This is a genomic window from Gelidibacter gilvus (assembly GCF_004115975.1).
In the GTDB taxonomy this organism is placed as follows: domain Bacteria; phylum Bacteroidota; class Bacteroidia; order Flavobacteriales; family Flavobacteriaceae; genus Gelidibacter; species Gelidibacter gilvus.
The window spans coordinates 61,437-75,034 of sequence record NZ_SDDZ01000018.1 but is presented as its reverse complement, the minus strand read 5'-3'; the positions used below and the strand labels follow the sequence as shown (position 1 = coordinate 75,034).

Here is a 13,598-nt window from a genome sequence, read left to right as displayed (position 1 = left end):
TGCCGCTGGGCACATTTTAAAATAAATTGGCTTTTAAACAGAAACATGAAGAGAAAGCCAATTCATTTTAAAACGGAAAAACTATATATTTGGATTAACAAACAGTTCTAAATTGGGGAAGCATACAAAAGCAATGATATCACTATTTACTTTTTCTTTATTTTTCAATATTTTGATGGGGCAAAACGGGACAGCAAACAATGAGCTAATTGTCGAAATAAATAATATTTTACAAGACAAAGTAAATAAATCTGAAATTCCAGGAGCAGTCATTCTGATCAAAAAAGGAAATGAAGAACTTGTTAAAAAAGCCTATGGATATGCGTCTCTCATGGATTACAACCAACAAATGCTTGATAGCCCAGAACAAACCACAGTGGATCATCTTTATGATATTGCATCATTGACAAAAGTAATTGGTACAACTACTTCTATCATGTTGTTGGTCGATGCAGGGCTTATAAATGTGGAGGATCCAGTGGCAAAATATATTAAAGGCTTTGATACTCCAGAAAAAAACAGAATAACCATTAGGCACTTGTTGTCCCATACCTCTGGTCTTTATGAATGGTTCCCTTTATATTATTATTGCGAAAACAAACAGGAAGTTTATAGGCTTATTGAAAAATTACCTTTAAAGTACTCAGTAGGAAGTAGTAGGCATTATAGCGATTTAGGATTTATATTATTAGGAGAGATTGTTGAAATTGTTTCAGAACTTTCACTAGAGGAATTTATGGATCAAAATATATTTAAACCGCTCCATATGGAGCATACCATGTACAATCCACAAAAAAATAGATCTGAGCTAAAAATAGCTGCGACATCCTATGGCAATCCGTACGAAAAAAGGATGGTATCTGATCCGGTTCTAGGATTTACTATTGATAGCATCAGTCCAACTCAATGGAATGGGTGGCGCGATTACCCTCTAAAAGGAGAAGTAAATGATGGTAATACTTGGTATGCCAGCAATGGTGTTTCGGGACATGCTGGGCTCTTTTCAACCGTTACTGACTTGCAAAAATTAATAAATGTCTTAAAGCAAAATGGAAAAGCCGAGAATTTCCAATTTATCTCTGAAAAGACGATCAACTTATTTTTAACCCAAGATAAATTTAAAAACGGTTTGGGATGGGTAATGGACGCTTCCAATTCTTTTATGAAAAATGCACCAAAAGGCAGTTTTGGACATACGGGTTTCACAGGGACCAGTATTGTCGTCATTCCACAATGCGATATATCCATTGTTATCTTAATTAACCGTCAAAACTTGGGAATGTTACCTAATCAGACTTATTTTAATGTCAACGCCATTAGAGAACAGATTTTTGGAGCGGTAATGAGCCATTGTTCTCAAAAAGCGGATTGATGTTTCTGATTTTGCCTCTTTCATCTAAATTTATCTGTTTATTTTATAGTAAGCACCTCAAGTCAGTAACATAACAATCACTAAAATTGATGTATTAATATCACTGATGTTTTATCTAATATGATGAAGAACAATTTAATGATCTCTGTAGAAAATCAGCGAATAGGAGAGCAATTGGATTATATAAATTAAAGATGAAAATGATGATAGGTCGGATTGCAACCGTTACTTTTTATATAAGAAATAAAAATTAAATAGTATGACGAAATACGTGCGTGATCAAATCCCTTGATCTCAATAAATAACCATCATTAAATTAATATATTTCTACACCTTCCGTAGTAAAGGAAAACGACTTATTTCCCAAACCACCAATCATGACGGCCTGAAAAATCGGATTTAATTTTTCATTTCCATACCATTCAATTACAAAATTGGCGCCTGATCCACCAGTTTTGTCTTCTTCATCTACTACATATTCCAAAGTTTCAAATGTCGTTAGAAAGATGGTTGATTCTATATATTTCCTAACCAATTTCCCTTCCGTATTATAATAATCAATGCGACTAAGATATAAAGTGTCTGTTTCGCTGGTGTTATGAATGCTTAGGGTTGACGTGAGCAATGTTCTTTCATTGCGGGTGCGTTGGTAGATGTCAGAATAAACGGGAACATAGACTTTTTTTGTTTTATAAAGACTGTCCGTTTTTCCTATTGGTTTTTCTAATTTATGATCGGTTGAGATTAATTCTCTTTGCTCTTTGGGAGTCGTTTCTTGGCAGGCAAATATCAAAAGAAAAAAGACAGAAAAGAGGAGTCTATAATTGTTCATATAAGTCGGTTTATGATGGAGTTGCCTGAAGCTGTGGCTAAACAAATATAATAAACAATTCAGTAGCATCTTGAATAAAATAGAGCTCGCTATCGAAAATACTGATGTAGCTTTCCTTGATTTCTACACCAGTATGTTCCGTCTGGCAGCACAGATAATACTAAAGTTAAAAAGTAGATGACTTATACAAAATCCGTTAAAATAGCGCACTTCTCATGAGCATTATATATGCAATCGAAATTTCGTTAAATCTGTTATTTCAGAATTAGGTGCTGTATGAAAAACTCCATCATCCTGTTGAAATTCACCGCGGTATGCCCTTGGTCAGGGCCCACTTGCACTTCAAAGCTTTTTTCTGCTTTCTGCAAAGCCTGTATTAATTGTAAGGAATTTGCTGGATGCACATTATTGTCGTTGGTACCATAAAAGATCATTAATTCCCCTTCTAAATTGTCGGCATAGTTCATTAAATTAGAAGCGTCGTAGCCTTCAGGATTGTTTTCCAATAAATTCATAAAACGCTCGGTATAGATGTTGTCATAGTTTCTCCAGTCTGTTACCGCCGAATTGGCTACAGCCACATGATATACCTCTGGAAATCTCAATATACTCATAGCGGCAACTGTACCACCATAAGATGTGCCATACACCCCAACTCGCGTTTTATCAAAATACGGACGATCGTATAAAGATCTGATTCCCGCAGCAAAATCGTCCATTTCAACAATACCCAAGTTCCCATATAATTTATCGAGCATTTTTTTCCCACGTCCTCCAACATTCCTGCCGTCGATATTAACGACTAAAAACCCAAATTCAGTTATAGAGCTTGGGAGACGGAACGATTCTGTAAATGCGTTAACCCCTGGGCCACCATAATTGCTCAAAATCAATGGGTATTTTTTGGACGAATCAAAATCTGATGGAAAGTGAATCATGCCATGGAGTTTAGTTTCGCCATCAGCAGATGTAAATTCAAAGGCCTCTACGGTTTTGAATCCTAACTCGTTAAATTTTGTCAAATCGGTTTTTAAGAGTTCTGAAACCACTTTTCCTTTGACATCCACAAGATTCATGAAAGGAGGGATGTTGTGAGTTTGTGCAATATCAATAAAATGGTTTCCGGTAGGGGATAAGATGACATTGTGATTGTAAGCAGGATTGGTTAATCGGACATCCTTTGTGCCATCAAGTTTAACCCGATGGAGTTGCATCTTCATGTGGTTATCGCCACTGGCCGCCATATAGTATAGAAGCTTATTGGCTTCGTCAACCTCAATAATTCGCTGAACTTCAAAATCATGGTTGGTAATGGTATTCACAAGTTTTCCGTTGAAATTGTAGAGGTAATAATTCTTAAAACCATTTCGTTCTGAAGCCCAAATAAAATGTTGTTGGTCTTTGAGCTTATAGATTTCTGGAGAATTTATCGTAAAACTCGGAAGCCATTCTTCCCTGACTACAACTCTTGTTTTTCCAGTTATAGGATCGGCAGCTTTAAACTCCATAATATCTTGCTTCCGATTAGTACTGTGAAAAAGCAATTCTTTGCCATTGGGAGACCATTCAATATCATATAAATAAGTGCCAATAGCGCCATCATTGAAAGGTTTGCCATCACGCGTATCGAGCGTAACGGTTTTTTTTGTTTCTAAATCGTAGACCAATAAATCGACAGGTAAGTTTTTGGCACCCACTTTTGGATAGGCTTCAACTTCGACAGAGTCCTGTATTTTAGTTTGATGATAAAGCACATAATACTTCTTGGCATCTTTTTCTTCAAAACGATAAAAAGCGACTTTCTTACTGTCTGGAGACCACCACATGGCTGTATTTTGATTTAATTCTTCGCCATAAACCCAGGTTGCAATTCCATATTTTATTTGATTTTCCTCATTTCCGTCAGTGGAAATAGCCACTACTTCTGAACCATCAAGATTACTGAGGTACATGTTTCTGTCTTTTGTAAACGCCTTTAAGGTAGAGTCTGGCGAGATCGTAGAGGCGTATTGTCTACCTCTTTCTGGTCTTCCTTGTCGAGAAAATGGAACTCTTGGAGGTGCTTGATAGTCTTCAGATTTAATAATCTTCTTTTTTCCAATATCAAACGTATGCTGGGTATTGTTTTCAATATAAGTGAATGTTTTCCCGTCTGCGCTCCAATTGATATTAGGTGATATTCTTTGTACCGAACTATACAATTGCGACGACATTTTTTGATGCTGTTCGTATCCCGGCATGTTTTTTATTTTGCCTTGAGCGTTGCTTGTGTATGCGGACATTAAAAATAAGGATACGAGAAACAAGGACAAAGATTTTATTGAAAGTCTACAAGTCATTTACATTGAATTAAAGATTGAAAAATATGTGAAAATCGTAATGTTTTATTGGTAATATAATTAAAGTGTTTCTTTTAGCCACTTAAAAAACTCATGTTGCCAAACCAATGCGTTTTGAGGTTTCAAGACCCAGTGGTTTTCCTCAGGGAAATAGATCAGTTTGCTTTTGATCCCTAACAACTGAGCGGCTTGATAGGCGCTCAAACTTTGCTCAATAGGCACACGGAAATCTTTTCCGCCTTGAATGATTAAAATAGGCGTATCCCATGCTGACACTTTGTAGATAGGATTAAACTCGTTATAGGCTTTCTGTGTGGTGTTGTTTTTCTCCCAATATGGACCTCCGAAATCGTGGTTGACGAAAAACAATTCTTCAGTCGTGCCGTACATCGTTCTGGTATCAAAAACACCATCATGAGAGATAAAGGTCTTGAAACGCTTATTGTGGATTCCAGCAAGATAAAACACGGAGTAGCCGCCATAACTCGCACCGACGGCACCTAAGCGGTCCTTATCTACATAAGGTTCTTTGGCAATCTCGTCAATGGCAGATAGATAATCGTCCATAACCTGACCACCCCAATCCTTGCTAATGGCTTCATTCCATTCCACACCATGACCTGGCATGCCACGACGATTTGGAGCGACAATAATATAACCCTGAGATGCCATCAATTGGAAATTCCAACGGAAAGAATAGAACTGTGATAAAGCAGATTGCGGACCTCCTTGTGCGTATAATAAGGTTGGATATTTTTTGGATGCGTCAAAATTTGGCGGTAAAATAACCCACACCAACATTTGTTTGCCATCCGTAGTGGTGACATAACGTTTTTCGACTTTTGGAAGATCAAGGCCATTATATAATTTTTGGTTGATAGTGGTCAATTCTTTAAAACTCTTGTTCTTTAAGTTGAAACTAAAAATTTCAGCGGCATGGTTCATATCGGTCCTGGTGACCAAGAGCGTGTTGTCTTTTTGTGCGATGATGCTCGTGACATCAAATTGACCTTCTGAAAGTTGTTCGACCAACGGTGCAATTCGTTTTCTACCCAGATAATTCACTTTAAAAAGTTGAATGGTGCCATCTACAGGTGCCGTAAAATAAATTGTGTTACCATCATTACTCCATAAAAAGCTGTTGACTGTACCATCCCATCTGTCGGTTAAGTTTTGTTTAACGCCATTGTTCAACACGACAATATTATTTTTATCGGCTTCATAACCATCGGTTTTCATTTGTAACCAGGCCAAAGCGCCTCCAGGAGAAAAAACAGGATTGGTATCATAACCCTTATTGTCTTCCGTTATGTTTTCGGTGGTTTTGGATTCCAGATTGTATTTGTAGATGTCCGTATTGGTACTGGTGGCATAAGCTTTTCCTTTCAGTTTTTTGCTTACATAATAAATGTTTTTGCTGTCTGGAGACCAAATATAATCTTCATCGCCACCAAAGGGACGTTGTGGGGTATGATGAGGTTCATTGGGCATGATATCGATTCCGGTATCATCGTCGGTTCCTGCGGCTTTATAAAACAAGTGATTATAGCTGCCATCTTGCCACGTATCCCAATGGCGGATATCCAAATCTGAAAAAACATACACATCGGATTTTCCTAAATCTTTATAGATGTCCGTTCCTTTAATGTCTTCAATATGAACTTCCTTATGAAACAATTTGTGTTTTCCATCTGGCGACGTGTTTTTGTCGGTCGTAGCAGCATCATCTTTTTTGATTTCGACTAAATCACCTCCCATAATGGGCATTTTATAATATTTGGAGTCGAAGTTATTTTCTTCAATATTCGGAGTTTTAACCTGTATAAAAATGGTTGATCCTTCTTTGTCGATACCCATCACGCTTAGGCGTTCGACCTTCCATAATAATTCGGGTGTCATTTTTTGTTGGGCTATCATTAAACTACTGCTCACTATTAAACTCATAAATAAGAGTGATTTTTTCATAACTGTTCATTTTTATAAATGGAATATTTTTTCTCAAGGTTTTAATTAAGATGTGCATCAGCGCATAAAATTATAAAAAACCTATTGCTTAGGTGCTAAAGCTACAATTAATTAATAAAAGTCTATCGCCTTTCAAATATTTACGAGGCATAAGGCCATCGGGATTAAACTCTTTATCCCATAAATTAGGCTTTTTGTTCATTGAAATTTAAGACCATAAAAATAAGGCTTTATCATTTTGTATGGTTATCTGAAAACTTTGACAAAGTGGAAAAAAAGAAAACCTAAAAAATCATAGATTCTTTAGGCTTTTTTTCCGGGTAGTAAACATTATCTGTAACGCCCTTAGTTTCGAATCAACGAAAATTGATTCTCTTTTGTTTTAGTAATCGGGATTTTGTTGATTCCCAATTTCAGGATTAGCATTGATCTCTTCTTGAGAAATAGGTAAAATAGTTTTATAAAATGAGCGATCAATTGTTTTTGTTCTAGTCGAAATTGGAACTCCTCCAAGATCGTCATTAAAAACGATTTCCTTATTTAATCTCAGCAAATCAAAGTATCGCTGCCCTTCAGTGAACAATTCTTTACTTTTTTCATCCAAAATCATGTCAATACTAATGGTTCCGTCCGTTGCAGGCGCTAAATCAGGTGCTCTTTTTCGAACCGCGTTAAGATAAGTGGCGGCCAGATCTTTGTCTGAATGAAACGCTGCTTCGGCTGCAATAAGGTAAATTTCTGATAATCGAATAACTTTGATGTTTACTGCCGTCACCGTAGACTTCCCATCTCCAGCTAAAGCAATATCTCCACTATACTTGTAACTTGCCCCCAGATGGGTTGCGCCCACCTCATCGTAATCAAGGATTCCCCATCTCACATCATTGGGATCTTCGCCTAAACGGTTCAAATAATAGTCACTGGCTATAAATTGACCAATTGCACTTGCAGATCCATGGCCCGATCTTCTCAAATAAACACTTAGACTCGAGTTGCCTAAATCAGCTTCACTTGGAAGGATTGCCAATTCAAATATGGATTCCTTTCCAAACTGTTGCGTCCAGGAATTAACCCATTCACTGTTAGAATACAAAGAATAAACTCCAGAATCAATAATTTCTTGAGCGGCAGTAAGAGCGGCAGGATATTGTTCCATATTAAGGTATACCCTTGCTTGCAGAGCGAGATTGGCATAATAATTTAAATAACCGCTAGTCTTGCTTTTTGAAAGAAGTGGTTGTGCCGCTATCAGATCCGTTATGATTTGATTATAATTTGTTGCGACACTCGCTCTTAAAGGTTGCTCTAAGGCATCTAAAGGCACGAGGATATTTGGAACCCCATAAGATTCCTTGTCGTAAGAGTATGGCTTTCCATAAATTCGAACCAAGTCAAAATACATTAATGCTCTTGCTGTTAAAGCTTGCCCCTTGACATCGTCAAAATTAGCTTCCACACCGGCTGCTTGCAACTTTTCAATATTAACAATGAGATTATTGGTTTGAAGGATGCTATTGTAAATGCTATTCCAGAATCCAGAATATGATCCAGAAGTAGGAGAGTGGTTAAAGGAGTAAAGTCCATCTAGCCCTCTTCCCATAGAGAATGTTGTAAGATCTCCTCCTTTAGCGTCACCATATAAAATGAAATTACGACCATAATAATTTGAGGAAGTCATGTTGCTCATAATTCCGGTAAGCATCACTTTTGCGTCAGCAAGCGTTTGAATAGATGTAGAAGCATCTCCGGAATTGCTTGGGGTAACATCAAGAAAATCATCATCGCATGAGCTTAACCCAAGGAATAGAATAATAATTATGACAGATTTTATCTTGTTCATTTTTCAGTTGTTTTTAATTAATTATAATGATAATTCAATACCAAAGGTGTAATTCTTCATAAAAGGCGTTTCCCAGCCTCTTGCTGCATATTGATTTACTTCAGGGTCTGCATTTTTATACTTGGAGAACGTGAGTAAGTTTGTTCCTATGACATATAATCTTACGTTTTCAAACCCAATTGGATTAATCAATTTGGTCGGTAGATCATAGTTTAATCGAATATTCTTCAATCTAAGAAAACTTGCATCATAAATATGTCTTCCACTTTTCTGAATGGCATCGGTTAGGTCAGTTCCTCTTACTTTTGGCAAACTGCCATTGGGGTTTTGCTCAGTCCACATGTCATCAATAGCATATTGCGAACGGATTCGCTCCCAGTAATAACCATCATCTGCGACATCCTTTTCTGCTCCGTCATAAAGTTTTCCGCCCAATTTGTAGATAAAATCTAAACCTAAGGAAACTCCTTTATATTTAACTTGAGTACTTAAGCCTCCAAAAACATCAGGAACACCGTCACCTATGATGGTGTAATTTGCGTCTTTGAAATCATAGGTAGCGCCTCTTCCATTAAGAAGAAAGCTACCAGCTTGAGGGTTATCTTTATCATTTACATAATATCTGCTCAAACCATTTGCAGGATCTACCCCAGCATATTCATAACCATAAAAAGCTAATGTCGATTGGCCTTCACGGTAAATGTATTGGGCTGTAGCATCTCCATCATTAACCCATATAATATCTGCTCCTTCACTTAACTCAAGTACTTTTGAATCAACAAAAGATGCATTTACGGAAGCACTCCAAGTGACATCGTTTGTGCGAATAATATCACCTCCTAACGATAACTCCAAGCCCTTATTTCTAATAGATCCAATATTTTTTAGGGTAGAACTAAAACCTGTGACTCGTGAAATTGGTACACTCTGCAATAAATCCTTGGAATCCCGAGTGAAATATTCGATAGTTCCATAAATTCTATTTTTTAACAGTCCAAATTCCAAAGCAATGTCTGTTGAATAATTGGTCTCCCAGGACAAGTTTTCATCAGCAACATTACTCAGCGTCCCACCAGCAGACTCCATATATTGTGCGCCGTATCCGGTAAGCGATCTCCAACCAAAATTAGAAGGAGGCAAAGTACCGTTAACCCCATAAGAAGCTCTCAAGCTTAAATTACTGATGGCTTCAACATCGGTTAAGAAAGCCTCTTTGCTGATATTCCAAGAAGCGCCTACCGACCAGAAGTTACCCCAGCGTGAATCTGGACCAAGTTTTGAGCTCCCATCACGTCTGAAAGATCCAGAAACATAATACTTCTTATCAAAACTATATTCCAATCGAGAAAGTATAGACATCATATTATTGCCCCAGTAGTAAGCGGTAGCATCTTTTTCGCCTGCAGTAGCCACAGTGTGCAAATTACTTGAAGGCAGGTCTTTACCAGAAGCCCGTATATAATCCGTTTGATTTTTTTCAACTTCGTAACCCGCTAGAAAGTCTAAATGATGTGCACCAAAATCTTTAGCATAATTTAAAGTAGTTGAAGAAACTAAACTTCTAGTATTAGTAGACATTTCATCAACTGTTCCCAACCCTTGTCCATTATAATGTAATCGGCTGTAATACAAGTGATCTTTAGTTTCAATATTGTCATAAGAAAAAAGAGTTTGCACATTCAGTTCCGGTAGAATATTAACTTTCAGGCCTTCTATTGCACTCACTCTTAAAGTTCTTGAAGAGTTTTCCCATTCATTATCATAATACACGTTATTCTGTGCTAAACTTCCAAAACGCGCCTTCCAGGGCTCTCCAGTTTTATAATCCGTAGGATGGTATAAGCCCCAAAGGAGATTCCTTGTTTGCTCATAGTAGTTAGTGCTAAGATTTCGTGTATCATTGAACCCAGTTAATTCAGTTTGTGCAACGTTTACTTTAGCCGTAAATTCAATGTACTTCCCAATTTTCTGTTCTAAATTGACTCTTCCTGAAATTCGTTCATTCCCATTAATTTTCACTCTGCCTTCATCTTTGGTATAAGAAAAAGAAGAATAATAATTTGTTTTGTCATCTCCACCACTTACTGAAATATCTTGGCTCTGATTGACCGCAGTTCTGAAATAAGCCTTCTCCCAGTCATAATATTGACCTTCTCTATTGACTAACCCGTCGGTCATACCTTTAATCATTAGGCTTTCTCCTACGCCCGTACCGTTACTTTCAAAATAATACCCATGTTTATTGAACTTTACGTTTAAACGTCTTATAGCGTCTGCATTTGCGACCGCGTCAGTTTTTCCACTTGAAGTATTATAATCATGGAAGACACGATATAAATAATCTACGTTCTCTTGAGTACTGCCAGCTTCATAATTGTCGGTTGCCCAAGATGGACTAAAACCGGTTGAAGATTTAATCGTAATTCGTGGCTCTCCAGTTTTTCCTCGTTTGGTCGTAATCATAACCACACCGTTAGCAGCTCTAGAACCATACAAGGCAGATGCTGCTGCATCCTTTAGTATGGTGATAGAAGCAATGTCACTTGGATTCAAGGTATTCATGATATTATTGCTAACCTGAATTTGATCGGATAGTTGTCCTGAATTCCCAGAAGAAACAGGAACACCATCAATTACATAAAGTGGTTGTGTAGATGCGTTCATCGAACCAATTCCACGAATTTGAATACTAGTTGAGGATCCTACCTGTCCTGATCCTTTGGTAACATTTACTCCTGCAGCTTTACCTGCTAACGCGTCTTGAAAAGAAGCTGTCGGCACGTCTTGAATGTCAGTGCTTGTTACAACAGAAGCCGATCCTGTATACGTTTCTTTTGTAGCGGTTCCATACGCTACCACAAAAACTTCGTCCAGAGCCGTTGCTGATTCTCTTAAAGAAACATCAATAATATTGGATGCGCCCACTCTTATCAATTGATCTTCAAATCCCATACTGGTAAATTGTAAGGTTTGTCCCTCAGCGACTTCCAATGAATATTTTCCATCAAAATCTGTAACCGCTCCTTTGGAGGCGCCTTGAATGAGTACGTTTACACCAGGCAATGGCATTTTTTGTTCATCGGTCACTGTTCCAGTAACTATTTTTCCTTGTGCAAAACTCATCTGCGCAAGAAAAAGCATTAACAGTGTTAAAAATCCAGTTAATCTTACTTTCATAATTTAAGTAAATAATTAATTAATATTCATTTATTTTAGTCTTTAATTAACAAAACGTTAGGTTGACCTTAACAAATATAGATTTTTTTTTCTGAAATCCAAATGTGGTCAGGAAGGTAAATCAGACAAATCTTTTAATGTTCTATTTTTTTTGTCAGAGAAGAGAATGCTTAATATTTGAGAGAGTTAAATACAAAACTCACATATCCATTCTTATGATTAACTTGCCAATACGGTTAGGAGCGGTGTAAGTTGCTCATTTGTAATCCTTTTCCTATAAAATTATTTCTAGATTATATTTTAGTTACACACTGTAAATATTACTTAAATAAGGAATGGCATCCCTATGAAGTCCAGAACAGCTCACTGGATAACTAGCATCCAAATATGAAAAATTTATTTTAATTAAATATTTTCAAGTATAGAAAAAATCTGATAAAACCACGAATAATGATTCAATAACAAAATGCTGGAGAAATTTTGGCGGCGATAGAAAGTCTGAAATTAAATCAATAAGAGTTAATTTGAAACCACAATTCAAAATGTGTTGCACTGTCACTTCAATTTAAGAATTGTAGATTGTTCATCAGATCATGATGGACAGTGCTATATATGTAGAAAGCCTAACATATCATGGATTTATTAGGCTTTTCTCATTCGGAGCGGCAACTTAACTGCCTACTCGGATATATTCTAAATAGCAAAACATTATATTTTGTTTTTTGATGTTGGTAATCAATATTTACAATGCTTATATCAATGTTAAAGTGATAGGTCTCACAGCTTAGTGCTTAAAATTTTATTCTGAAAAGCTGTCAAACATTTTCCAACGTCCATTTGATGACCTAATTCTGATAAAGCACGTTCAAGCGCACTTAATACGGCAATAAGGTCATTAGCTGAAACCGATCCCATATGACCTACCCTGAAATAAGTGGCTTTTAGATCTGGGAGAAGTCCACCCGCAACGATCACGTTATTTTTCGCCATTTTAGATAGCATTGCTGCACCATCAATTCCTTTTGGATAATAAGCTGCGGTCAGTGTATTGGCTGCCAATTGATCCGTTTTCGGTAAAATCTCAAGATTTAAGGCGGTTATTCCAGCCCTAAATGCGTTCCCCAACACTTGATGCCTTTTTACCCGTTCACTCATACCTTCTTTACAGATGATTTTCAAGCTCGTTTCTAAAGCCACAATTAAATTGACTGGCGGTGTGCCAAAATATGATGGACGTCGCTCTTCATAGGCACGCATGATGGGCAACCAATTATGCCAATCTGAATAGTAGTTGGCTACTGGGGTTTTTCTTTTATTCCAAACCTTCATTGCTTTTTCTGATACCATTAAAAGTGCAAGTCCAGGAGGAACTCCAATAGCTTTTTGAGAGCCGGTTAAGACCACATCCAGTCCCCATTTCTCTTGAAGAATAGTTTCGCCGGCCACCGAGCATACACCGTCCAAAATACTTAAGGTATTATATTTTGTGGCTAATTTTGCGATAGGTTCTGGATCTACCAATATCCCAGTAGAGGTATCAACATGGGTTATGGTCAGCGCTTTGTAAGGTTTGGTTCTGAGCTCTTTTTCAATAGCTTCAAGACTAACAGCTTCGCCTAAAGGAGCTTCTAAAATAGTAGTATTGGCACCATAGCGTTCCATAATATCTTTAAAACGTTTGCCAAAGTATCCCGTGGAGATCACCAATACCGCATCGTCTTTTTCTATAAGATTACAGGCTGCCATGTCCATGGCCAAGGTTCCAGTTCCCGACACGATAAAAGGCTGCCCTTTTGGAGCCTTCCACACCTCTCTCATAAGTTCAAGACTTTTGCCAAAGACCTCAATAAAATCTGGCGCCACATGACTCGTCGTAGCCATGCCCATTGCCTGTAAGACGTCCGGTTCAAACTCTATAGGACCAGGAATCATCAGTAACTTTCTACCTTTCATTTAATATTTTATTTTAAAAATTTATATTCTGTAAACATTAGATATCTGCATTCCGATAAATATAGGCATCTAGAAGGGAAACCTAAAATCTAAAGAAGAGTTGTATTAACAAAAATCTGT

7 protein-coding genes are annotated in these 13,598 nt (G+C 37.2%); 1 reads left to right on the top strand and 6 read right to left on the bottom strand.

Annotated elements, in window-relative coordinates:
* Window positions 1-133: 133 nt before the first annotated feature.
* The gene (locus ESZ48_RS18080; protein WP_129018907.1) at window positions 134-1,372 is read left to right on the top strand and encodes a serine hydrolase domain-containing protein; all 1,239 of its coding nucleotides are present in this window, start codon (window positions 134-136) and stop codon (window positions 1,370-1,372) included.
* Window positions 1,373-1,688: 316 nt separating this feature from the next.
* Here the strand turns inward: ESZ48_RS18080 and ESZ48_RS18075 are convergent, their stop codons facing one another.
* From ESZ48_RS18075 to ESZ48_RS18050, 6 genes are all read right to left on the bottom strand, one after another.
* Window positions 1,689-2,204, bottom strand: a complete 516-nt coding sequence (locus ESZ48_RS18075; protein ID WP_190246300.1) for a DUF3124 domain-containing protein — start codon at window positions 2,202-2,204, stop codon at window positions 1,689-1,691.
* 254 nt (window positions 2,205-2,458) lie between these two features.
* A complete protein-coding gene (locus ESZ48_RS18070) occupies window positions 2,459-4,486 on the bottom strand; it encodes a S9 family peptidase (RefSeq protein ID WP_223266504.1) in 2,028 nt (675 codons plus the stop codon).
* Between the two features lie 117 nt (window positions 4,487-4,603).
* Window positions 4,604-6,508: a S9 family peptidase gene (locus ESZ48_RS18065; RefSeq protein WP_129018904.1), complete on the bottom strand. Its 1,905-nt coding sequence runs from the start codon at window positions 6,506-6,508 to the stop codon at window positions 4,604-4,606.
* Between the two features lie 382 nt (window positions 6,509-6,890).
* Entirely contained in the window at window positions 6,891-8,348 is a 1,458-nt protein-coding gene (locus ESZ48_RS18060; protein WP_129018903.1) for a RagB/SusD family nutrient uptake outer membrane protein, read from the bottom strand.
* A gap of 21 nt (window positions 8,349-8,369) precedes the next feature.
* Window positions 8,370-11,525 carry a SusC/RagA family TonB-linked outer membrane protein gene (locus tag ESZ48_RS18055; protein ID WP_129018902.1) on the bottom strand — a complete coding sequence of 1,052 codons (3,156 nt, stop codon included), beginning with the start codon at window positions 11,523-11,525 and terminating at the stop codon, window positions 8,370-8,372.
* Window positions 11,526-12,302: 777 nt separating this feature from the next.
* Entirely contained in the window at window positions 12,303-13,478 is a 1,176-nt protein-coding gene (locus ESZ48_RS18050) for a pyridoxal-phosphate-dependent aminotransferase family protein (protein WP_129018901.1), read from the bottom strand.
* Window positions 13,479-13,598: the final 120 nt, after the last annotated feature.

What these genes read in the sequence shown, in the direction of transcription:
- ESZ48_RS18080 (WP_129018907.1), top strand. Translation starts at nt 134, where the DNA reads ATGATATCACTATTTACTTTTTCTTTATTTTTCAATATTTTGATGGGG.
- ESZ48_RS18075 (WP_190246300.1), bottom strand. Translation starts at nt 2,204, where the DNA reads ATGAACAATTATAGACTCCTCTTTTCTGTCTTTTTTCTTTTGATATTT.
- ESZ48_RS18070 (WP_223266504.1), bottom strand. Translation starts at nt 4,486, where the DNA reads ATGTCCGCATACACAAGCAACGCTCAAGGCAAAATAAAAAACATGCCG.
- ESZ48_RS18065 (WP_129018904.1), bottom strand. Translation starts at nt 6,508, where the DNA reads ATGAAAAAATCACTCTTATTTATGAGTTTAATAGTGAGCAGTAGTTTA.
- ESZ48_RS18060 (WP_129018903.1), bottom strand. Translation starts at nt 8,348, where the DNA reads ATGAACAAGATAAAATCTGTCATAATTATTATTCTATTCCTTGGGTTA.
- ESZ48_RS18055 (WP_129018902.1), bottom strand. Translation starts at nt 11,525, where the DNA reads ATGAAAGTAAGATTAACTGGATTTTTAACACTGTTAATGCTTTTTCTT.
- ESZ48_RS18050 (WP_129018901.1), bottom strand. Translation starts at nt 13,478, where the DNA reads ATGAAAGGTAGAAAGTTACTGATGATTCCTGGTCCTATAGAGTTTGAA.